Source organism: Gordonia jinhuaensis (assembly GCF_014639795.1).
Taxonomy (GTDB): domain Bacteria; phylum Actinomycetota; class Actinomycetes; order Mycobacteriales; family Mycobacteriaceae; genus Gordonia_B; species Gordonia_B jinhuaensis.
In genome coordinates this window covers 1-23,103 of record NZ_BMGC01000041.1, presented here as the reverse complement: position 1 = coordinate 23,103, position 23,103 = coordinate 1, and the positions used below count along the sequence as shown (strand labels likewise).

19 protein-coding genes, 1 tRNA gene and 2 rRNA genes are annotated in these 23,103 nt (G+C 67.1%); all 22 read right to left on the bottom strand.

Annotation, left to right across the window (positions count from 1 at the left end):
* Positions 1 to 16: 16 nt before the first annotated feature.
* Positions 17 to 364: a VOC family protein gene (locus IEW22_RS17655; protein WP_188588361.1), complete on the bottom strand. Its 348-nt coding sequence runs from the start codon at positions 362 to 364 to the stop codon at positions 17 to 19.
* 188 nt (positions 365 to 552) lie between these two features.
* Positions 553 to 626: transfer RNA gene (locus tag IEW22_RS17650), tRNA-Pro, on the bottom strand.
* A gap of 204 nt (positions 627 to 830) precedes the next feature.
* Positions 831 to 2,789 (bottom strand): S9 family peptidase, encoded by a 1,959-nt coding sequence (locus IEW22_RS17645; RefSeq protein WP_188588358.1) that lies wholly within the window; start codon positions 2,787 to 2,789, stop codon positions 831 to 833.
* 19 nt (positions 2,790 to 2,808) lie between these two features.
* A complete protein-coding gene (der, locus tag IEW22_RS17640; RefSeq protein WP_188588356.1) occupies positions 2,809 to 4,236 on the bottom strand; it encodes a ribosome biogenesis GTPase Der in 1,428 nt (475 codons plus the stop codon).
* Positions 4,233 to 4,922 carry a (d)CMP kinase gene (cmk, locus tag IEW22_RS17635; RefSeq protein WP_188588390.1) on the bottom strand — a complete coding sequence of 230 codons (690 nt, stop codon included), beginning with the start codon at positions 4,920 to 4,922 and terminating at the stop codon, positions 4,233 to 4,235. Before cmk ends, der begins: the two co-directional genes overlap by 4 nt.
* A gap of 50 nt (positions 4,923 to 4,972) precedes the next feature.
* Positions 4,973 to 6,010 carry a pseudouridine synthase gene (locus IEW22_RS17630; RefSeq protein WP_188588354.1) on the bottom strand — a complete coding sequence of 346 codons (1,038 nt, stop codon included), beginning with the start codon at positions 6,008 to 6,010 and terminating at the stop codon, positions 4,973 to 4,975.
* A gap of 47 nt (positions 6,011 to 6,057) precedes the next feature.
* Positions 6,058 to 6,777, bottom strand: coding sequence for an SMC-Scp complex subunit ScpB (gene scpB / locus IEW22_RS17625; protein WP_188588388.1), 720 nt, complete (start codon positions 6,775 to 6,777; stop codon positions 6,058 to 6,060).
* A gap of 50 nt (positions 6,778 to 6,827) precedes the next feature.
* A complete protein-coding gene (locus tag IEW22_RS17620; RefSeq protein ID WP_229742863.1) occupies positions 6,828 to 7,808 on the bottom strand; it encodes a segregation and condensation protein A in 981 nt (326 codons plus the stop codon).
* The gene (locus tag IEW22_RS17615; RefSeq protein WP_229742865.1) at positions 7,805 to 8,698 is read right to left on the bottom strand and encodes a ParA family protein; all 894 of its coding nucleotides are present in this window, start codon (positions 8,696 to 8,698) and stop codon (positions 7,805 to 7,807) included. Before IEW22_RS17615 ends, IEW22_RS17620 begins: the two co-directional genes overlap by 4 nt.
* A 521-nt stretch (positions 8,699 to 9,219) precedes the next feature.
* Positions 9,220 to 10,161 carry a site-specific tyrosine recombinase XerD gene (gene xerD, locus IEW22_RS17610; RefSeq protein ID WP_188588352.1) on the bottom strand — a complete coding sequence of 314 codons (942 nt, stop codon included), beginning with the start codon at positions 10,159 to 10,161 and terminating at the stop codon, positions 9,220 to 9,222.
* A gap of 44 nt (positions 10,162 to 10,205) precedes the next feature.
* Positions 10,206 to 10,775 carry an NUDIX domain-containing protein gene (locus IEW22_RS17605; RefSeq protein WP_188588383.1) on the bottom strand — a complete coding sequence of 190 codons (570 nt, stop codon included), beginning with the start codon at positions 10,773 to 10,775 and terminating at the stop codon, positions 10,206 to 10,208.
* 80 nt (positions 10,776 to 10,855) lie between these two features.
* Entirely contained in the window at positions 10,856 to 12,667 is a 1,812-nt protein-coding gene (locus tag IEW22_RS17600; protein WP_229742862.1) for a CTP synthase, read from the bottom strand.
* Positions 12,668 to 12,938: 271 nt separating this feature from the next.
* Entirely contained in the window at positions 12,939 to 13,847 is a 909-nt protein-coding gene (locus IEW22_RS17595) for a copper transporter (RefSeq protein WP_188588348.1), read from the bottom strand.
* A gap of 2 nt (positions 13,848 to 13,849) precedes the next feature.
* Positions 13,850 to 15,037 carry a putative cytokinetic ring protein SteA gene (steA, locus tag IEW22_RS17590; RefSeq protein WP_188588346.1) on the bottom strand — a complete coding sequence of 396 codons (1,188 nt, stop codon included), beginning with the start codon at positions 15,035 to 15,037 and terminating at the stop codon, positions 13,850 to 13,852.
* A gap of 237 nt (positions 15,038 to 15,274) precedes the next feature.
* Positions 15,275 to 17,095 carry a DNA repair protein RecN gene (gene recN / locus IEW22_RS17585; protein ID WP_188588344.1) on the bottom strand — a complete coding sequence of 607 codons (1,821 nt, stop codon included), beginning with the start codon at positions 17,093 to 17,095 and terminating at the stop codon, positions 15,275 to 15,277.
* A gap of 1 nt (position 17,096) precedes the next feature.
* Positions 17,097 to 18,065 carry an NAD kinase gene (locus IEW22_RS17580; protein WP_373284237.1) on the bottom strand — a complete coding sequence of 323 codons (969 nt, stop codon included), beginning with the start codon at positions 18,063 to 18,065 and terminating at the stop codon, positions 17,097 to 17,099.
* Between the two features lie 103 nt (positions 18,066 to 18,168).
* Complete coding sequence (locus IEW22_RS17575; protein WP_188588342.1) at positions 18,169 to 19,014, bottom strand: TlyA family RNA methyltransferase; 846 nt, start codon at positions 19,012 to 19,014, stop codon at positions 18,169 to 18,171.
* Positions 19,015 to 19,059: 45 nt separating this feature from the next.
* Positions 19,060 to 19,302 (bottom strand): hypothetical protein, encoded by a 243-nt coding sequence (locus IEW22_RS17570; RefSeq protein ID WP_188588340.1) that lies wholly within the window; start codon positions 19,300 to 19,302, stop codon positions 19,060 to 19,062.
* A 59-nt stretch (positions 19,303 to 19,361) separates the two neighbouring features.
* On the bottom strand, positions 19,362 to 21,773 hold the full coding sequence (locus IEW22_RS17565) for an HAD-IIA family hydrolase (protein ID WP_308421418.1): 2,412 nt from the start codon (positions 21,771 to 21,773) through the stop codon (positions 19,362 to 19,364).
* Between the two features lie 502 nt (positions 21,774 to 22,275).
* Positions 22,276 to 22,413 carry a hypothetical protein gene (locus IEW22_RS17560; protein ID WP_188588338.1) on the bottom strand — a complete coding sequence of 46 codons (138 nt, stop codon included), beginning with the start codon at positions 22,411 to 22,413 and terminating at the stop codon, positions 22,276 to 22,278.
* 366 nt (positions 22,414 to 22,779) lie between these two features.
* Positions 22,780 to 22,896: ribosomal RNA gene (rrf, locus tag IEW22_RS17555) — 5S ribosomal RNA — on the bottom strand.
* A gap of 119 nt (positions 22,897 to 23,015) precedes the next feature.
* Positions 23,016 to 23,103, bottom strand: a 23S ribosomal RNA gene (locus IEW22_RS17550); the annotation flags it as partial.

The window sequence follows — 23,103 nt, the reverse complement described above, 5'->3', positions numbered from 1 at the left end:
TATTGCGCGATATCGGTCATGCGGTGTGCGTACCGACGTTGATCACGCGGCCATCAGACGCTCGATAGAAGAATCGCGTGACACCCCAGGGTTCCTCGGTGAGCGGATGCACGATGTCCATGCCGGCAGCCTGTGCACGCGCGAGTGCGTCGTGGACGTCGTCGACGAAGATCGAGACATCGGGGTTCACCGGTGCGGAGGCGTCCTGGGTCATGACACTGAGCTGATGCCCGTCGTCGTCTCCGAGGGTCACGATCCACCCGTGATCCATGAGGACACGTAAGCCCAGAACCGCCGAATGCTCAGTGACCGCCTGGCCGATATCCGAGACGGTCAGATTGGGAACCACTCGATCAACGCGCATCCCTTCACTCTCTCATCGACGAGGGTAAGTGAGAGGAGGCGGCACGGTGCACTGGCAAGGTTCCGGTGCCGGGTACCGGCCTGCCACACGGCAGCCGCGGCAACTCGTGGACAAGCAAACGACCCCGAACAGCAGCAGAGGCGGTCCCGATGTCCTCGGAAACCGCCTCTGACCTGGCCTTTCTTCTGTCGGGCTGACAGGATTTGAACCTGCGACCACTTGACCCCCAGTCAAGTGCGCTACCAAGCTGCGCCACAGCCCGTTGCCCCGTTCGTACCGGAGCAGCGTCGAAAACATTAGCTCACTGGCAGCACTCGACGCCAATCGCCCCCTGACCACCGCTGATCGAACCGACGCCGGGCAGGTCCACCGCGCAGCGTGGCAAAAATCGTCCCCGTGGTGGACGCGGAGGGCAATGTTCCCTCGGCGGCGCTCACGGGGATGATTTTTGCCATCCGGCTACCGCTCAGCTCGCCAGATGGCGCGTCCACCAGTCGAGAATCAGGTCGAACCGGGCGACCCGATGCGTCGGGCGACCGGATCGGGACAGCTCGTGCCCCTCGCCGGGGAACAGCACGAACTGGGTGTCGACGCCGGCCTTGCGCAACGCCACGAACATCCGTTGCCCTTGTTCCAGCGGGCAGCGCCAATCTTCTTCCGAGTGGGCGACGGTGAACGGAATGCGCACGTCCCAGGCGTAGTAGAGCGGGCTGCGCGCACGCAGCTCGGCAGGATCGCTGCCGGCGTACCCCTCGGCGAAGTAGTAGCCGATGTCGGAGCTGCCGAGAAACGAATCCCAGGCGTTGACGGCACGCTCACTCCACGCGGCGACGAACCGCTCTCCGTGATGTGAGGCAAGCCAACTGGTCATGAACCCGCCGTAGGAACCACCCATGATCCCCACCCGCGACGCATCGAGGTCGTCGCGCTGCAGCGCGACATCCAACAACGCGAGAACGTCCTCGACGTCGTGAGTGCCCAGTGCACCGACGATCGCACGGCCATGCGCGTCGCCGTACCCGGCCGAGCCGCGCGGATTGCCGAGAATCACCGCGAAACCGGCCGAGGCGTACACCTGCGCCTCGTCGAAGAAGGCGACGTCCTGCTGCGCGTGCGGTCCGCCGTGGACCACATGCAGCACCGGATGCGGCCCGTCACCCTCGGGTAGCACCAGCCACCCGTGCACGGGATATCCCTGCGGTCCCACACCTTCGAGCTCTTCCACCCGGCACAGCACCGAATCCCGCAGCGGCGCAGACCAATCCGCGGTGCGTGTCACATCGCCACCCGCGATCCGGATCACCGCACCCGCAGAGTCGGGTGTGGCCGCGGCCGCCCACACCACGCCGTCATCGACCACAACATCGCCGACCACCACATCGCCACCGAGCAGCTCGACCAGATCCGCCAGCCCCACACGACCACTTGCGGGAACCGGCACCGCGCGAAGCTCGACCCTCCCCCGAGTGAGCACACCCACCACGACACCGGCATCGGTGAGCACCGGAGTGATCCCGGCGAGGTCGACGCTCGCCTCATCGGTGAGGGCGACGCCTTCGACCACGCCCTCGCCCGACCAGTCCGGCTCGGCGACCCACAGCGATATCGACCCGGCGACCACACCGCGTGACTGGTCGTGTCCGAGGTAGTAGACCCGACCCGCGTCGATGACCGGATACCCGGCGTCACCGGCGCTGCGCACCAACAGCCGCGGCGGTGCCGAACCATCGGCGGCGACCAGCCACAGATCCGAAGCCAACGTCTCTTCGCGACCCAGGTCACGCGGAGCCGAGAACACCAGCGCCGCACCGCCGTCGGTCCACACCGGCTTCTCCACGTCGGCCTGCGCATCCGTCAGCCAGCGGACCTCGGCATCCGACCGCGTGCCTGGACTCCCCTGCTCCGCGGCGAGCTCGATCACGCCGATCTGACGGATCCGTTCGCGCAGGAATCCGACGTTGTCGATCCGATAGTCGAGGCGGTCGATGACGCGCGGCGCCTCCTCACCCGCGGATCGAACCTTTCCCGATTCGTCGGGCACACCGTTGCGGCCCGGCGTGGGACGCCGCGCCGCGAATGCCAGCGCGCGCGAATCCGGCGACCAGACCGGCGCCCCTGCACCGAGCGGCAGGTCGGTGAGCACACGGGCATCTCCACCACCGGTGGCGATGAGGGCGATCTGCGCGGGTGCGTCCTGACCAGCGCGCAGGAAGGCCACCCACCTGCCGTCGGGCGAGATCGCCGGTGCGGTGTCATGCGGGCCGAAGGTGAACGGCTCAGCGGGGCCGTCGGCGAGAACCTTCTCGATCCGGCTGACACAGCTGTCGGTGTCGAGATCGGGCCTGGTCACCGCGACCAGGGTCAGATCACCACGACTGGTGAGGTCGGAGACGGTTACGATTCGGTCGATGTCGGTGGGACGCATCGTCCCACCGTATCCATCGCTACTTGCGCCGCTCCCGCTTGTCCCGCACGCGTACGTTCACGCGCACCGGCGACCCGTCGAAGTTGAACTGCTCACGCAGTTTTCGCTCCAGGAACCGCCGGTATCCGGCCTCCAGGAAGCCGGTGGTGAAGAACACGAAGGTGGGCGGCCGGGTGGCGGCCTGCGTCGCGAACATCACCCGGGGCTGGCGCCCACCGCGCAACGGCGGTGGCGTGGCGGCGATGATCTCCTTGAGCCAGTTGTTCAACTGCCCGGTGGTGATGCGCTTGTCCCACGAGGCCAGCGCCTCGTCGAGTGCGGGCACCAGCTTCTGCACCGAACGCCCGGTCTTCGCGGAGATGTTGACCCGCCGCGCCCACGGCACCCGCGAGAGCTCGCGGTCGATCTCCTTGTCGAGGGTGTACCGACGATCCTCGTCAACGAGATCCCATTTGTTGAAGGCGATCACGAGGGCGCGTCCGGCGTCGATCACCATCGACAGCACTCGCTGATCCTGTTCGGTGATGGGTTCGGAGGCGTCGATGAGGAGCACGACCACCTCGGCGGCCTCGATAGCCGAGCGGGTGCGCAGCGACGCGTAGTACTCGTGGCCGCTGGCGGTGTTCACGCGCTTACGCAGACCGGCGGTGTCCACGAACTGCCATGTGCGACCGCCGAGTTCGACCAGTTCGTCGATGGGGTCGACGGTGGTTCCGGCGACATTGTCGACCACGGCACGCTCACCGCCGGTGAGCTTGTTCATCAGCGAGGACTTGCCGACATTCGGCTTACCGACCAGTGCCACACGACGCGGGCCACCGGTGGCCTCACGCTCGCGCGGGGTCTCGGGCAGCGCTTCGAGGATCGCGTCGAGCAGATCACCCGATCCGCGACCGTGAGTCGCCGACACCGGTCGGGGTTCACCGAGGCCCAGCGACCACAGCGATGCCGCCTCAGCTTCCATCCGTTCGTCGTCGATCTTGTTGGCAGCCAACAGCACCGGCGTCTTCGACCGACGTAATACCCGCGCCACGGCCTCATCGGTTGCGGTGGCGCCGACCACTCCGTCGACGACGAGCACCACTGCGTCGGCGGTACGCATCGCGTGTTCTGCCTGGCGGGCGATGGACTGCGCCATTCCCTTGGCGTCGGGCTCCCACCCGCCGGTGTCCTGCAGGATGAACCCACGCCCAGCCCAGTTCGCGGTGTAGGACACGCGATCCCGGGTCACGCCGGGCACGTCCTCGACCACGGCTTCACGTCGTCCGAGGATGCGGTTGACCAGCGACGACTTGCCGACGTTGGGCCGCCCGACGATGGCAACCACCGGCATCGCGACGCCGCCGGTGTCACCGTCAACATCCTCGAAACCCTCGACATTCCAGTCGGATTCGTCCGACCAGACGCCGTCTCCGGGTTGTGCTGTCAGTTCGGCTTCGCCACTCACGAGGCCACTCCAATTCGTTTGCGGACGAGGGATTCGAGTCGATCGATCACCTCGTCGATGGTCATGTCGCTGGTGTCGACGGTGACCGCATCCTCGGCCGGGCGCAGCGGCGAGATCGCGCGCGTGGAATCGAGATGATCACGGCGTTCGACATCGGCGAGCACGGTTGCGTAATCGCTGTCGCGGCCGGCGCGCTGATCCTGACGGTGGCGTCGCTGGGCGCGGGCGGCAGGTGTGGCGGTCAGATAGATCTTCGCGGCAGCCCCGGGGAACACCACGGTGCCCACGTCGCGGCCCTCGGCGACGATCAGATGTCCGGCGGCGAGTTCACGTTGCCGCGCGACGAGCTTGTCGCGCACCGCGCCGACCGCCGAGACCGCCGACACCGACCGTGTGACGTCGTTTTCGCGGATCTCGGCACTCACGTCCTCACCGTCGAGCATCGCGACGGTCTGTCCGTCGTTGTCGGTACACACGTCGATCTCGACGGAAGCGACCACCGATTCGACTGCCTGGGCGTCATCGGGTGACACACCTGCGCGCAGGACGGCGAGTGTGGCCGTGCGGTACATCGCACCGGTGTCGAGGTAGTCGCCGTCGAGACGTCGGGCGAGTTGCCGGGAGACGCTGGACTTGCCGGTGCCGGCGGGTCCGTCGATGGTGACCACACGAGAGAAGTCCCGGATGTCGGTGTCGGCGCGGACACTCACATCGCCGGAACCGAGGCTGCTCGTGCTCACATCCCCACCGCCTTGTAGAGCGCACCGACCTCGTCGTTGCCGAGGACGCGCAAGCTGCCGGGGCGTTGTTCGCCCAGATGTACCGCCCCCACCTGAGTGCGTACCAGGCGGATCACCGGATGGCCCACCTCATCCATGAGCCGGCGCACGACGCGCTTGCGACCCTCGTGCAGGGTCAGCCGGACCAGTGACTGTCCGTTCTGGGACTCCATGATCGTGAACCGGTCGACGGTCACCGGCCCGTCGTCGAGTTCGACGCCTTCGCGCAGCGTGCGACCCAGACCGCGCGCGACTTCGCCGCGCACGGTGGCCAGGTAGGTCTTGGGTACTTCGAAGGAGGGGTGCATCAGGCGGTGTGCGAGCTCACCGTCGTTGGTCAGCAGCAGCAGGCCTTCGGTGTCGGCGTCCAGGCGTCCGACGTGGAACAACCGCTGCCCAGCCATCACACGCTCGGCGACGATGTCCCCGACGCATGGGCGTCCCTGGTCGTCGGCCATGGTCGACTGCCAGCCCTTGGGCTTGTTGAGTGCGAGGTACTGCAGGCTCTCGTCGATGATGACGCGGGCTCCGTCGACGCGGATGACCACCGAGTCGGGATCCACGCGCATGCCCTGCTCGGTGACGATCTCGCCGTTGACATCCACCCGGCCTGCGGCGATGAGTTCTTCGGCGCCGCGACGCGAGGCCACGCCCGCCTGAGCGAGAAGCTTCTGCAGACGGACGCCCTCGGGGTCGTATCCGGCGCCGTCGGCGTCGATCTTGGCGTTCTGATGTCGCGCCGGGCGCGCGTTGTTGAGGCGGACCTTGCCCGACTGCACGTCGGGCGTCGAGCGCCGCGTGCCGCGTGTGGCCGAGCCACCGCGGGTGCCCGCACCACGTGCCGACTCGGGAGAGGCACCCTTACGGTGCTGCTTCTTGGTGCTGGGGGTCTGACCGGGGTTGCGGGCGGGTTGTCCGGAGGTACGTGCCTGACCCGAAGAGCCGGCCTTGCGGCCCTTCTTGTCCGGTCTGCCGTCTCGGCTAGCGGATGCCATATCTGTGTCCTGTGTTCGTGTGCGGGTGGAGCTGCTCGGCTACTCGGCTACTCGTCGGAGGTACCGAGATCGAGCTCTGTCGAGTTTGACGCGTCGGCGGTCAGTTTGGCGAATCGCGGGTCTGCCGCGAGTTCCTCCCCGAGGTCGTCGATCACGTCAACATCAGGCAACAACGGCGCGAGGTCGGGTAATTCCTCGAGTGACGACAATCCCAGCCGTTCGAGGAACAATTCGGTGGTGGCGTAGGTGGTGCCGCCGGTGGTCGCATCGGTTCCGACCTCGGTGATCAGACCTCGCGCCACCAGGGTGCGCATCACCCCGTCGACGTTGACCCCGCGCACGGCACTGACCCGGGTACGGGTGACCGGCTGCCGATAGGCGATCACGGCCAACGTCTCCAGCGCGGCACGTGTCAGCTTCGACCGGGCCCCGTCGAGCAGCAGTCGTTCCACGTAGGGCGCGTAGTCGGTACGGGTGTAGAGCCGCCAGCCCTCGCCGCTGAACCGCAGATCCATACCGCTTCGACGTGCGGTCAGCTCATCGCGGATCGCCTCGCATGCTGCGGTCACCCGATCGAGATCAGCCTGCACCGCATTGGCCAGCGCCTCGGTCGGCGCCGGAGTGTCGATCACCAGCAAGATCGCCTCGAGCGCTGACCGCAGTTCGTCGTCATCGAGGTCATCAGTCTCGTCGAAGTCGGCGGGCTCATCACGATCGGCCGGCTCATCGCGATCGGCCGGCTCATCACGGTCACCGGGCTCGTGCATTCCGTCGAGCCCCACTGGCTCGTCTCCGCTGCTCGTCTCGTTCTCGCTGATCACTCGTATTCGTCCTCGCCTGTTGCGCCCGCCGCGACCTCCGCGCGAGGACGTTCGCCGGTCCACATCACCCGAAGTTCGCCCAGCGCCTCGGTCTGGTCGAAGGTGATCGCCCGCTCGCGGAACAACTCCAGCAACGCCAGGAATCGCGCGACCACCTGCAGTCCGGACTCGCACTCGATCACCAGCTCCCCGAACCCCATCCACTGCCCGGCGCCGTGCGCCACGAGGAGGTCGGCGATGCGGGCGGCCTGCTCGGGCACCGACACTTTGGGGATGTGGAGATGACCCAGTCCCACCGTCGGTGTCGGGCGAGGTGTCATCGCGGCGGCGGCGATCTCGGCGAATGCGGCCGGCCCGACCCCGAGCGTGACCTCCGGCAGCAGGGCCGTGAAGCGTTCCTCGAGCGAGACCGCACGCGGATAGCGTTGCAGCGCAGCCGATTCCAGCTCTGAGAAGAGGGCGGCCACCTGCTTGTAGGCGCGGTACTGCAACAACCTCGCGAACAGCAGATCACGCGCTTCCAGCAGCGCGAGATCCTCCGGATCCTCCACTTCACCGGACGGCAACAGCCGCGCCGCCTTGAGGTCGAGCAGCGTCGCGGCCACCACCAGGAACTGCGTGGTCTGATCCAGGTCGACCTCGGCGCCGAGCGCCTTGGTGTAGGCGATGAACTCGTCGGTGACCGCGTGCAGAGCCACCTCTGTGACATCGAGCCGGCGCTTGGTGATGAGTTCGAGCAACAGGTCGAACGGCCCCTCGAAATTGGTCAGGCTGACCCGGAAACCGGTCGCGTCGGTCGCCGCACCCTGTTCGTCCGCCGCGAGTCCGGAGTCCGCGAGCCCAGGGGTCGCGAGTTCAGGGGCCGCGGAGCCAGAGGCCGTGCCCGGCTCCGGTTCGGCCGCCGACCCCCCGCCCGCGTCCGCGGCGTCGGTGTCATCGGAGGGCATCTGCACCGTGATCGGCGGGCCCGCTGTCATGCGACGCGGGTGTTGCGATAGATCACCTCGCGGGCCAGCGATCGATAGGCCGCGGCACCGGCAGATTTGGGCGCCCACGAGGTGATCGGCTCGCCGGCGACGCTCGTCTCGGGGAAACGCACAGTCCGGTTGATGACCGTGTCGTAGACCTTGTCGCCGAACACCTCGACAACGCGGGCCATGACCTCGCGTGAGTGCAGCGTGCGTGCGTCGAACATCGTCACCAGGATCCCGCCGAGGGTCAGTCGCGGATTGAGGCGGTCGCGGACCTTGTCCACGGTGTCGGTCAGCAATGCCAGACCGCGCAGGCTGAAGTACTCACACTCCATCGGGATGAGCACCGTGTCGGCGCAGGCCAGCGCGTTGACGGTGAGAAGTCCCAGCGAGGGCTGGCAGTCGATCAGCACGTAGTCGTAGCGATCGAGCACCGGGTGCAGTGCGCGCGCCAGGGTCTGCTCGCGCCCCACCTCGGTGACCAGCTGGATCTCGGCAGCCGACAGGTCGATGTTCGACGGCAGCAGATCGAGTCCGTCCACGCGTGTACGCATCAGGATCTCGTCGACCGAGACCGGCGGCGGCACCAACGCGTTGTAGATCGTCAGATCGAGATCCTGGTGTGCCACGCCGAGACCCGCCGACAACGCACCCTGTGGATCGAGATCCACCAGCAGTACACGCCGTCCGCATTCGGCCAGCGCCGCACCGAGATTGATCGTCGACGTGGTCTTGCCGACACCGCCCTTCTGATTGCAGACGGCGATCACCGTCGCGGGGCCGTGTCGATCCAGCGGCGCCGGATCGGGAACCGGTCGCCGAGGACGCCCCGTCGGGCCGATCTCGTCCTCACTCGCCTCGTCGGTCTCGTCATGACGCGCTGCAGGCGGCGACATCGTGAACGCCGTCTGCCGCGAGGGTGTCGACTCTGCAGAGTCGGTACCGGCAGCAGGCGTGTCAGCGTCAGGCGTGTCAGCGGTCGAGGCGTCGGCGGGAGATTCCGGCGCGCTCTCGACAGATGCACCGTTGGATTCGCCGCGCACCTCGGCAGCGGCCCCCTGTTCACCCCCGGCGTCGGAGTCGTCGGTGAGGATCGTGTGCGACCCGATCACCTGCTCGGACGGCTGATCAGCGGTCTCGGGCGGCGGGGTCGCCGACGCGGTGGTCGGACGGAAGGGCTGGAACGGGCGCGGAGCAAAGTGATTCACGTCGTCTCGACTCCTCTCCACACCGCCCCAGGGATCGGACTCCACCCCAGCGATGCGATTCAGCGTAATCGAGGCGTCCGGAGAATCCGTGGACCCCGCATCTCGGGCGGTGTCGCCGCTGTCGGAGCCGTACGCAGACCGCTCGTCGGCAGCCGGCTGACCACCGAAATCCAGCGGCAATTGCGACTCGTCTCGAGTGCGGAAGTGATTCATCGGGCACGCGGATGGGTCGTGGCGTACACCTCGCGCATGCTGCCGACGGTCACCAGCGTGTAGACCTGCGTCGTCGTCACCGAGGCATGCCCGAGCAGCTCCTGCACCACACGCACATCGGCACCACCGTCGAGCAGATGTGTCGCGAAGCTGTGACGCAGCGTGTGCGGGGACACCGCACTGTCGATACCGGCGCGCCGTGCCGCGTCGGCGAGCACCTGCCACGCGCTCTGCCGACTGAGCCGGCCACCGCGGACATTGAGGAACAGCGCCGGATTCGATCGCGCGACCAGCGCCGGTCGCCCCCGCACCAGATAGGCCTCGAGCGCCTCGATCGCCGGACCACCCACCGGCACGATCCGTTGTTTGCCGCCCTTGCCGTGCACGATCACCGACCGGCTCTCGGTGTCGATGTCGTCGACGTCGAGGGTCACCGCCTCGGAGATGCGCGCACCGCAGCTGTAGAGCAGCTCCACCAACGCGCGGTCGCGCAGCGAGCGCGGCGTATCCCCCGGTTGATCACCGCCGGCCGCTTCGAGGATCGCCAACACCTCGGCGACCGACAAGGCCTTGGGCAACCGCGCGGGTGCGCGCGGCGGATGCACCGCAGCGGCCACGTCGTCGGCTGTCAGGCCCTCGGCGGCGGCGAAACGGTGGAACCCGCGCACGGCGACCATCGTCCTGGCCACCGAACTGTCTGCCAGCGGGCGGCGCTCCTCGTCACCGCGGCGCAGCGTGACCATCAGATCGCGGACATCGGCCTCGCGGACCGCTGCGACATCAGTGATGGCGCGCTCGGCCAGGTGGTCTGTGTAGCGGCGCAGGTCCCGGGCGTAGGAACTCAACGTGTTCGACGACGACCCCCGTTCAACCGTGAGGTGGTCGAGGTAGCGGCGCACCTGTGTGTCCAGCGCCGTCACGCACTCGTCTGCCGGCACACTCGCACCGTTCCGCGATCGCTCGGCCGCCACGGTCTCGGCACTCACGAACGACCGCGACGACGGTCGAACGCCTCAGGACGATCACGCCAGGGCGCCTCGGGCGTACGCAGCTGTGTGCCCTCGGCGCGCGCGACGCGCACCGCGAGGATGCCCGCGACCGAACTCGCGTTCACGATCTCGCCGCTGAACACCGCGGCCACCGCGTCATCGAGGGACATCCACAGCAGGGTCATGTCGGCTTCCTCGTCATGGGCCTGCGGACGATCGACCTCGTGCAGACCGGTCGCGAGGAACACCCGCACCACCTCGTCGGTGAAGCCCGGCGAGGCGGCCACGTCGACCAGCACCTGCCAGGTGTCCGCATGCAACCCCATCTCCTCGACGAGCTCGCGCGCGGCCGCGTCGATCGGCGACTCCTCAGGGCCGCCGTCGAGCAGTCCGGCCGGCATCTCCAACAGCCGACGCCCCAGCGGATGCCGGTATTGACTCACCAGGGCAATACGCCCGCTCTCGTCGACCGCGGCGATGGCCACGGCTCCGAAATGTTCGACGACCTCACGCCGAGCAGTCGTTCCGCCCGGCATGGTGACGTCGTCGACACGCAACGCCATGATCGCGCCGGTGTAGATCTCGGTGGAGTCGGCGATCTCGAAGTCGTGGGATCCTGCCGGACCGGACGCCTCGGATTCGGTCACACCGATGCTCCGGCGGACCCCTGGGCCGGCGATCCGGCATCGGCAGCACTGGGCTCGTCGACCTGAGCACCGGTGGCCGCCTCGACCGTGTGGTCGGGATCCTCGGCCTCAGACACCTCGTCTCCGTGGATGTCCACCGGAAGCCGTTCTGCCGCCTTGTATTTCAGTGCGGCCTGGATCAGCGATGCGAACAGCGGATGCGGTCGGGTCGGACGACTCTTGAGTTCGGGGTGCGCCTGGGTGGCGACCAGGAAGGGGTGGATCGACTTCGGGTACTCGACGAACTCCACCAGGTGACCGTCGGGTGAGGTGCCCGAGAAACGCAGCCCCGAGGTGGCGACCTTGTCGCGGTAGGCGTTGTTGACCTCGTAGCGGTGCCGGTGCCGCTCGGAAACGGTGAGTGTCCCGTAGGAATTCGCCACGAGCGAACCGCGCTCGAGTTTGGCCGGGTATGCACCCAGTCGCATCGTGCCGCCGAGGTCGGCCTCGCCGGCGACCACATCTTCCTGATCGGCCATGGTGGAGATCACCGGATGCGGGGTGTCGGGGTCGAACTCGGCCGAGCTGGCATCCTCCAGACCGGCCGCACGGGCCGCCTCGATCACCACGCATTGCAGGCCCAGACACAGACCCAGCAGCGGGATGCCGCGGGTACGGGCGAAGGTCACCGCGCCGATCTTGCCTTCGATACCGCGAATGCCGAAACCGCCCGGGATCAGCACCGCATCGACATCCGACAGCTGCGCCTGCGCGCCCTCGGGAGTAGCGCACAGGTCGGACTGCACCCACTTGATCTCGGTGCGGGCCCGCGACGCGAATCCACCGGCACGGATGGCCTCGGTCACCGACAGATAGGCGTCGGGAAGGTCGACGTACTTGCCCACCAGCGCCACACGCACGGTCTCCCGCGGCTCGTGGACCCGGTTGAGCAGCTCGCCCCACTCGGTCCAGTCGACATCGCGGAACGGAAGGCCCAGCTTGCGCACCACGTAGGCGTCGAGCTGCTCGCGGTGGAGCACCTTGGGGATGTCGTAGATCGAGGGAGCATCAGGTGTGGAGATCACGCCCTCGATGTCCACGTCGCACATCAGCGCGATCTTGGCCTTCAGCGGCTCGGGTACCTCCCGGTCGCAGCGAAGGATCAGCGCGTCGGGCTGAATACCGATGTTGCGCAACGCCGCAACCGAGTGCTGGGTCGGCTTGGTCTTGAGTTCGCCCGAGGGAGCCAGATACGGAACCAGCGACACGTGCAGGAAGAAGACGTTGTCGCGACCCACCTCGTGGCGGATCTGCCTGGCCGCCTCGACGAACGGCTGGGACTCGATGTCGCCGATCGTGCCGCCGATCTCGGTGATGACCACGTCGGGCTCGTTGCCGTCCTCGTCGGCCTCGCGCATCGCGAGGATCCGCGACTTGATCTCGTCGGTGATGTGCGGGATCACCTGGACCGTGTCGCCGAGGTACTCCCCTCGGCGCTCCTTGGCGATGACCGCCGAGTACACCTGACCGGTGGTCACATTCGCCGACTGATAGAGATTGCGGTCGAGGAAGCGCTCGTAGTGTCCGACGTCGAGATCGGTCTCGGCTCCGTCCTCAGTCACGAAGACCTCACCGTGCTGGAACGGATTCATCGTTCCCGGGTCGACGTTGAGATAGGGGTCGAGCTTCTGCATCGTCACGCGCAGACCGCGCGCGGTGAGCAGTTGTCCAAGACTCGAGGCTGTGAGCCCCTTACCGAGTGACGAGACAACGCCCCCGGTCACAAAGATGTGCTTCGTGCCTGAATGCACGTGGCGCAGTGGTCGCAATGCGTCTCCCGTTCGGCTGGAGCAGCGCTCGAATGTTGCGATTCGAGCCTGTTTACCTACGGGACTCCACGGTAACATCTCCCGACCCGCCACGCCCCTACCGGCTGGTCGGCGTGGCGGGCGAATGCGGCGAAGGCCCCATCACCGGTGGGCGGAATCACCAGTGGGCAGATCGCGCGTACGACCACACAAGACGAGCAGGCACACCGGACGAACAGGCACACCAGACGAGCATGCCCGGCAACGTGGATCGCCGTACGGGATCATCGGCTCACGAGGCCACGGTCACCGAATCCGCTCCACGCCCGGTGCCGTAGGCGCCGGTCTTGCCGTTGGGGCGATCCGAGAGTGCCAGCACGGTGGTCAGCCGACCAGACGGCTGCTCGAGGTTGTCGACCGTGGACAGCTCCTCGGCGAGCGTGCGGTTCGCGCGGACCACGGCAACCGGCGATGGGCCGTCGGCCGATCCGCTGCGTCCGGACAACACACCCGCCTGGGCCCGATCGGCCAACGCCGCGGCACAGTTGGCGACGATCTGCCCCCGCGCACCCGAATCGGCCGGTAGCGCCCCACCGGTCACCACCACGACGTATTTCGCTGTACGTAACGAACCGTCCGCGAAGTCGACGAAGCCACCCTGGCGCAAGGCCTGCAGACCGGCAGTGGCCGTCGATGACGGCTCGTCGCCGCCCGCGTCATCTTTGGTCAGCAGCAGCGCCCCGATGAGATCTCCGGTGCGCCCACCCGAATCGGTGAGCTCGGTCCGCAGCGGCTTGTCGGCGGGTATCGACTGATCGACGATGGTTCCCAGTTTCGCCGACGCCGAGTCGGAGAGGAACTGGTCGGTCAGCGTGAGCTGTCCCGCTGACGACGCCCCCGCCGACTTCAGCAGCGTGGCGACTGCTGCGACGTCGTCCGGTGATGCGGTGGGAGTGGTGACGATCAACGCCGACGAGTCGCGCAGACTGCCCGCGATCGCCCTGGCGCCGACCGCGTCGGCAAAACTGTTGGCGGAGTTGACCTGTGCAGTCAGTTCGCCATTGCGATGACGCAGTTCTGCGGCATCATCACTCGAGCCCGAGGACCGGTCGCCGAGGAAGCCGGCACCGATCGCCAGACCGACCGCGAGCGCGAGGAAGATCGCAATGACGGAGAAAACGTGGTGGCGGAACGAGATCACGACTACCTGTTCCAGACGTCTTTCGCCCAGGAGTAGGCATGATCCCACTGCAGGACGATCCAGTGGGCGGCTTCGGATCCGGTGTTGCTCATGATGAGCGCGACCGCAATCGCCGCGAGAGCGGCGAGGATCAGGAATGCGATCGCCACACCCGAGACACGGCTTCGGTACAGCGTGGCAACGGCTTTCGCGTCGACAACCTTGTGACCGGCCTTGAGCCGGGTGAGGAAGGTCGAGGGCGTGGATTCACGCTTACCGCGGTCGAAGAAGTCGTCGAGAGAGGCTGCGTAGCCGACCGTGACGATCATCGATGCCTCGTGGTGATCGGCGATCAGCATCGCCAGGTCGGCGGCCGAACCGGCTGCGGGGAAGGTGATCGCACCCACTCCGAGATCCTGGATTCGCTCAAGCCCCTGTGCGTGGCCGTCGGTGTCGGCCGGAAGAACTACCTGCGCACCGGATTTCAGCGTCGCAGACGCCATCGTCGCCGGATCGCCGACGATGAGATCGGGACGATAGCCCGCCTTCATCAAGGTGTCGGCGCCGGAGTTCACACCGATCATGACCGGTGCATATTCCTTGATGAACGGTTTGAGGTTCTTGAGATCGGCGACGTGATCGGAGCCGTCGCTGACGATCACCACATGCCGATTGGCAAGTCGCACATCGACATCGGGGACACCGACACCGTCGATGAGCAACGGGGATTCGCTGCGGATGAACTCGATCGTGTTGCCGGAGAACGCCTCCAGGTGATCGACGAGCCCGGCCTTCGCTTCGATCATCATCTCCGCGACGCGACCCTCGTCGAGTTCGTCACCGTCGGCGAGCTTGCGCTCACCGTGGTAGACGACACCGTCGTCTATCCGGATCTTACTGCCGTCCTTGATGTTTCGGAACACCTCGGGTCCGGCGTCATCGATGAGGAGGATCCCCGAGGCGATCAGCACCTCGGGACCCAGATTCGGGTACCGCCCGGAGATCGACGGCGACGCATTGACCACGGCGACGACATCGGCGGCGACGAGTTTGTCGGCGACAGAGCGGTCCAGATCGACCTCGTCGAGTACCACGATGTCTCCGGGACCGACGCGGCCGAGGAGTTTCTTGGTGTTCTTGTCCACACGGGCGATACCTGTGCGACCGGGAAGCGTCTCGGGGCTACGGCTGAGCAATGCGGGCATCCTCATGGCGAACATGATTGACCGCACGACGACCAACATGACGGAGGCGCGCCGTAACATCTGACACTTTTGTCACACGAGAAACACCCGTCGCACGACGGGAGAGCTCTCGAATGCACGGGATGCCGCGTATGTACCGAGTGTCGCGACGATGGCTCAGCTCCGCGACAATGGCGCCCGAGCTCCGCGACAATGGCTCAGCGTCGCGGGCGCCGGCTCAACCGACGTGGTCGGCGCGGGAGCTCAGCTCTTGTCGGACTGGGCTGTCTTCTCGGACTGGTCGGTTTTCTCGGACTGGGCGGTGGCCAGCAGTTCCTCGGCGTGCGCCCGTCCGGTCTCGGAGTCGCCGAGCCCGGCGAGCATGCGCGCCAGTTCAGCAACGCGCTCCTCGCTGTCGAGTGCGGTCACCGTGCTCGTCGCCGCACGAGCTGCCCGACCGGCGGACTGTTTGCCGATCATGAGGTGATGGTCGGCGAATGCCGCCACCTGCGGCAGGTGGGTCACCACGATCACCTGATGCCGCCGGGCCAGCGCGGCGAGCCGCTTGCCGATCTGCACGGCCGCCTGGCCGCCGACACCGGCGTCGATCTCGTCGAACACCATCGTGGTCTGTGTGTCGTCTGCGGCGAGGACCACCTCGAGCGCGAGCATCACGCGCGAGAGTTCGCCGCCGGAGGCCGACTTCGCCAGCGGCAGCGGGGCTGCCCCGCGGTGAGCGGTCAGTCCGAACTCGACCCGATCCACGCCGTATTCACCGGCGCGACACGATGTGCCACCGATGTCGAGTGCTCTGGCGTCCTCGGCCGTGGCGACGTCGGGACTCACGGTCACGGTGATCGACGCATCGCCCATCGCCAATCCCGACAGTTCGGCACTGACCGCCGACGACAGCCTGGCCGCGGCCTTCACCCGCGCCGACGACAGCCTGGCCGCCGCTGCGGTGACCGCATCTCGTGCGGCGGACTCGTCGGCCTCGAGTTTCTCCAGTGACTCACCGGGATCCTCGAGTTCGGCCACTCGCGCCGTGGCGTCATCGCGCCAGGCGATCACGCCGTCGACATCGGGTGCGTACTTGCGGACGAGTGCTTTGAGCTCGGCCTGACGCACCAGCAGCTTCTCCAGCTCGGACGCGTCGATCGGCAGGGACGAGAGGAACTCGCCCAGTTCACCGGCCAGATCGGTCACCACGCCCAGTGCGTCGGAAATTCGTGGTGCCAATCCTGACAAGGCGTCGTCGTCGACGGTTTCCAACAGCGAACGCGCACGCCCGAGACCGTCGACCACCGACACGTCGTCGGCGGCGGACAGGTCGTCGGCGCCGGCCAACAGCGCATGCGCCTGGGCAGCAGCCGACCGCAGCGACTCGAGATCGCTGAGCCGGCGGATCGAGGCCGCCAACTCGATGTCCTCACCCGGTTGCGGGTCGACTGACGAGATCTCGTCGAGGGCGAACCGCAACCTGTCGAGCTCCTGCGCACGTTCCCGGGATGCGCTGCGCCGCTGCGCCAACAGGTCGGCGGCGGCACGCCAGGTGGCGTTGGCGCTGCGGTAGGCCGCCAGACGTGAGGTGATCGTTGTCCCGCCGAAGCGGTCGAGTGCACCGCGCTGGTGCTCGGCCCGGATCAGACGCAACTGGTCGTTCTGGCCGTGGATGGTCAGCTGCGCGCTGGTGAACCGTCCCAGCACCCCGACCGGTACCGACCTGCCACCCAGGTGCGCCCGCGAGCGACCGTCGGCACCGACGGTACGTACGGCGATGACACTCCCGTCCTCGTCGGGTTCTGCGCCGGTGGAGTCGAGGAGCTCGGCGACCCCGTCGGCTCGGTCCGCACCGTCGCCGACATCGCGGTCAGGAAGCCGAAAACGACCCTCGACCGTGGCGCGCTGCGCGCCGGTACGCACCCGTCCGGCGTCCGCGCGCGCACCCGACAGCAGATGAAGGCTCGACAAGATCATCGTCTTGCCTGCCCCGGTCTCACCGGTCAACACGGTGAATCCCGGACCGAATTCGGCTGCGGCACGGTCGATCACGCCGAGGCCGGCGATGTTCAGCTCTTCGAGCACCTCACCCCTGCCTTCCACGCCAGCCGGTGACGGGCAGGTCGAATTTGTGCACGAGCCGGTCGGTGAAGGATGCGCTGCCGATCCGGACCCAGTTCAGCGAGGTCTGTCCGCGCACCACTTCCACCCGGCTGCCTGCGGGGGTGTCGATGTAACGTCGGCCGTCGCAGATGCTGATGGCCTCGTTGTCGCCGCGTTCGATCTCCACCGCGACCTGCGAACGAGGACTGGTGACCAGGGGGCGGGCGAACAACGCGTGCGCGTTGCTGGGAACCACCAGGATGGCCTCCAGATCCGGCCACATGATCGGGCCGCCGGCAGAGAAGGCATAGGCCGTCGACCCGCTGGGCGTGGACACCAGGATGCCGTCGGCGCCGAAGGCGCTCACCGGCCGCCCGTCGACCTCGGTGACCAGGCCGAGCACACCCTGGTGGGAGGCGTTCTGCACGCTCACCTCGTTGAGCGCCCAGCTCTGACCGAGGACCTCGCCGTCCCTGGTGACGGTGATGTCGATCGTCATCCGCTCCTCGACGCGGTAGGTCCGCTCGATCAGCGCATCAATGGTCGCCTCGACGTGAGTGGCCTCGGCCTCGGCGAGGAATCCGATGTGACCGAGGTTGATCCCCAGGAGCGGGACGTTGGCCGGGTAGGCCAGTTCTGCAGCACGCAGGAAGGTCCCGTCGCCGCCGAGGACGATCACCACCTCACAGCCGGCAGCCGACTCCTCGTCGCCGTCGGTGATCTCCACGTCGGCGCCCATCGACCGCATACGCGCAGGATCCACGAGATGCTGCCGCAGATCGTCGGGGTGGTGGGGATAGGAGTGCAGATCGTGCTCGACGACACGTAAGCCCACCCCCGCCGCGGCACAACGCCGGGCGATCGCGTCGAGGGTCGTCGTGACGATCTCGCGGCCGGTGTTCGCGACGACCAGGAACTCCCGTCCCCCGGTGTTCGCGACGGCATCAGCCACGATGACCTACCTCCTCGGCTCTCACTGTGGTGCGCTCTCACGCTGCTGCGACTGTGCTGGTTGATCCTGGCCGCAGGCCAACCCCTGTCCACTCCGGATCCACTCAGGCGGGTCCGGCCTCGACTGCGTGCCTGATCATGTCGATCACATCGTCGTCGGATGCCTCCACCGGATCCGCCGCGCCATCGGTTCCGGCCCGGCCGTGATTCTGCAGCCACAAGAAGTATTCAACATTGCCCGAGGGCCCCGGCAACGGGCTGGCGACGGCACCGCGAACATCGAATCCCAGTTCCCGCGCCCGGCGGGCGACAGTGAGGACCGCCTCGGCACGGATCTGCGGATCACGGACGACGCCGCCCGCTCCGACGCGGTCCTTGCCGACCTCGAACTGAGGTTTGACCATCGGTACGAGATCACTGCCGGCGTGTGTGCATGCGGCGAAGGCCGGCAGCACCAGCCCCAACGAGATGAAGGACAGGTCGGCGACCACGAGATCGGCAGTACCGCCGATCTCCTCGCCGGTCAGGTGGCGCACATTGGTGCGGTCGACCACGGTCACGCGGGGGTCCGTCTGCAGCCGCCACACCAGTTGGCCGTACCCGACGTCCACGGCGACGACATGTGCCGCGCCCCGGTCCAGCAGCACGTCGGTGAATCCGCCCGTGGAGGCACCTGCGTCGAGGCACCTGCGGCCCTCGACGGTCAGCCCCTGGGGCATGAAGGCATCGAGCGCGCCGATCAGCTTGTGGGCACCGCGTGAGGCCCAGTTCTCCTCATCGGTCTCCTGCACGACGATCGGAGTGTCCTTGGCGACGTTCGTCGCGGACTTCGTTGCGGGAGAACCGTTGACGGTGACGTGGCCCGCCTCGATCAGTTCGCGTGCCTGCTGGCGGGAACGGGCCAGTCCGCGTCGGACCAGCTCGGCATCCAGCCGCGCTCGAGGTGCCACGGTCAGGACCACCGCCCCGGCGACATCACACGACCGAACAGAAGCTCACGCACGGTCGAGACGCTCCAACGCCTGGGTCAGCACGTCGTGGGCGCGTTCGAGGAGGTCGGCCTGCTGCGTGAGCCGCGCGGCGTCGACCTCTCCGCCGACCGACGCGCTGATGGCATCGACCTGCTCGACCAGTTCGGCGACCATACGTGTGAGTTCGGCGGTGTCGACCGCAGCGATCTCTTCCCCGGCCGGGTGTACCGAGCGCTGCAGATGCTGTCCCGGAAGCGGTACGTTCATCGGCTGACAACGCTAGCCCACCGGCCCGACAGACGCGTCATGACGCGCGGTCCGCTCGCTTAGGACAACCCGAGATCCGACAGCGCCGACGCCGCGGTCTCGTCCTCACCGACGAATGTGGGCAGCTCGGTGATCTGTGCCTCCCACGCGGCTCGCAGGATCGAGGCAGGCAGCGTGTCGACGACCGAACCATCCTTCGCCGATACCCGGACAGTCGCATCCGAGTCGACGCGGACCGTCCACCCCGAGGCGTCGGCGATCCGGCTGGCCGTACCCGCACGGTTGAGCGCGGTCATGTCCGCGGCAACGTGGGTCGGGCGCTGGTTGCGCGGCGCACAGCAGGCCTGCGCCAACGAGCTGACACCGGTCAACACGAGCAGGCTGTTCTGATCGACGGCGTTGGCGCCCTCGATATCGGTGTCGAGGCGATCACCGACGATCAGTGGATGCGAGGAGTCGGCGCGTGCGATCGCATCGCGCATCAGCGGAACGGCCGGTTTGCCGGCGACCTCGGGTGTGGTGTCGGTGGCACTGGCCACCGCGGCAACCATCGACCCGTTGCCCACGACGAGGCCACGTTCAGTCGGCAGGGTCTTGTCGGTGTTGGTCGCCACCCAGTGCGCACCGGCGCGCACGGCGAGGGTCGCTTCCGACAGCGCCGCCCAGTCCGTGGCAGGCGAATGACCCTGGACCACGGCGACGGGTGCATCGTCGGCCGAACGGGTGGGCTTGAGCCCCACGTCGGTGATCTCGCCGACCAGCCCGTCGGTGCCGACCACGAGGACGGTCGAACCCTTGTCGAAGCGCTGGGCGAGTAGCTTCGCCGCACTCTGCGCACTGGTGACCACCTGCTCAGCGGTCGCGGTGAACCCCAATGAGGTCAGGTGCTCGGCCACTTCGTCGGCACGCCGACTCGCATTGTTGGTCACGAACACCACCGAGGTCGAGGTCTCGGACAGCGACTCGCGGGCTCCCGGAATCGCGGTGCCACCGGCGAACAGGGTGCCGTCGAGGTCGAGCAGCAACGCATCGTAGGACGCGGACAGGCTCGATTCCGGACCGTCGTGTGCCGTGACCGCACGACCATCGTCCGTGGCAGGAGCGTCATCTGCGGCAGGAACATCAGCCTCGGTCGCGGGTGCCGCACCAGCGACCGAGGCGCCCGCCACCTCGTCCGACGACTCGTCGAGCTCATCGTCGGGGGCGACATCGGCCTCGTCATCGGCTGCGACTTCGGCCGCATCCTCGGCTGCGACGCCGGCCTCATCATCGGCTACGACAGCATCATTGGTGGCGACATCGTCGGTGGTGGCACCAGGTACGAAGTCAGGATCCGCGAGTTCAGAGAGGCGCTCTTCGGCGTCGGTCACGTCGTCCTCGTCGGCAGACGCGGCGTTCATGTACCAGGTGATCGCCTCATCGCGGCGGCTGGCAGCCGCCAGTGCCGAGGCATAGGCGTAGAACAGCCGTGCGGCACCGGTTCCGCGTCGGGCGGGATCGAGATTCTCGGACTGCAGTGTAACGATCGCCTTCTCCGCCTCGCCGAGGTCCAGGCGCGCGCCGGCTTCGACGATCCGCATCTCCGTGGCCTCGTCGCCGGACAGTGCCCGTCCCTCTTCGCTGCGAGCAACATCGATCGCACGTTCGGGACGACCCAGCCCACGCTCGGCGTCGGCGATCAATGGCAACAATGCCGTGGAGCCCGAGATACGCCGGGCCGCCCGCAGTTCCGAGAGCGCTTCACTCCACTCCTGCGCGTTGTAGGCCGCGACTCCTGCCGTCTCGCGGACGACCGCGATCCGCGAAGCGCCACGACGAGCAGCGCGAGCATGGTCGAGAGCCGCCTGCGGATCGTCGATCAACAGGCGCGAGACCATCACCAGATGGCGAGCGACGCGATCGGCCGTCTGCTTGTCGAGTGCACGTAGATCGCGACGCGCCTCAGAGTCGAGCTCCTGGGGCGTGACATCGTCGGGCAACGCCGGATCACGGGGAGCATCGGGGTCGAAGGGCTTACGCGGACGAGGGTCCGCGCCGCCGCGCGCCTGCGGGGACCGATCGTCGCGGCGCGGCCGACGATCGTCGCGCTGTCGGTCACCTCCTCGGGGACCGCCACGGAAGTCGCCGCCGCGAGGCCCCCTGCCGCTGCGCCCATCTCCTGAACGCCCGTCTCGACGGTCGCGACCCTGGTCGCCTGCCGCCCGACGATCACCACCCTGTCGTCCACCACTCTGACGGTCACCGTCGGGCCGACCGCGACCTGCCGGGCCGCCCTGTCCACGGAAACCACCGTGCTCACGAGAGCCACCCTGCTCCCGAGGGCTCTGCGCGCGGTTGCCCCGGGTGTCGCCGTCACGAGAGCCGCCGCGTGCAGCCCCGCCGGGAGAGTCCGACTCTCGTCGCTCACGAGGGTCGCCTGCCCGGAAACGTCGTCCCTGTCCGCGGCCGCGTTCGTCCACCACTTCGTTCACACCCTCGTCTCGGCGAGCGGGGCCGACTGCCTCCGTCACGCTGTGTATTTGTCGTCATCACCAGCGTAGGCGCTGGAAAGATCGTGATCCAACCGTCTGCGACGCACATGCGCCTCGACACCATTCATGCCGGTCTCGGGGACGGTACGAATGATCTCGAGACGGGAATGTCGAGACGGCGAACGCCGGCCGCGAGTACGTTCGTCGCGGCCGACATTTCTACGTTCAGAAAAACGCCGAACGGGGATCCACTGGTGGTGGATCCCCGTTNCGTCGCGGAACTCCTGGGGATAGGGCTTGGGCACAGCTGGCATCCTTCCAGGCCGCCCGGCAGGGCAAGCCAGATCAGATGTCACCTACTCGTGCACCAGCCCCACCATCCCGGCCGGACGGGCGGATTTCGGGAGTCACTCTAACGGAAGCGCTGCTTGCAATGAGGGGCAGATGCAGTGAGGCCGGCGCGTAGCCCTGCGGATGGTTTGGTGATGAGGGTCGGGGGCGGTTAGCGCGCGGCGTTGAGTTCGTCGACGATGGAGATATCCCCGGGATTGCCCTTGTGGTTTCCGCGGTTTCGCCATTCGCCGTAGATGGTCACCGAGACGGTGCCGGGGACAAACGATCGCTCATCGTTGTTTCCCAACTGCGCCAGGAGGTTTGCACGATGGAGCGTGGTGTTCTGGTTCGATCAGTAGTGTTTGCCGGGCACGTCGGCGGGCGAAGCGTGTCCGCCCGAAACCGGCAGAGGCGGGGTCACGGCCGAGAGCGGGTGGTCGTCGATTACGACTTTGCCGGCCGCAGCCTCGATGGATCCGGTCTGAGTCTGCGTACATTGTCAACCTCCTAGCTCAACGGAGGGTGATGGAATATTCGAGCGACAGGAATCATGGTGTCGTACGCGTGGGGACACCGAACCGATCCGAGCCACTGAAGCTCGACCCGGAAGACCTGACCATACAAATGCCGGATGGGGATCCACGATATGTGGATCCCCATCCGGGAATGTTGTGTTCGGCGGTGTCCTACTCTCCCACACCTATTAGAGTGCAGTACCATCGGCGCTGGCAGGCTTAGCTTCCGGGTTCGGGATGGGACCGGGCGTTTCCCCACCGCTATAACCGCCGTAACTCTATAAAACAACCACACAGTCGAACAGTGTTGTTTGTTTGTTCTGAAACCGTGTGTTGTTTCAGAAGTGTCATAGTGGATGCGAGACAACCAAAACCTGGAGAGTGTTGGTTGTGTTGTGGTAAGTCCTCGGCCGATTAGTACCAGTCACCTCCACCCATTACTGGGCTTCCAATTCTGGCCTATCAACCCCATGGTCTGTAGG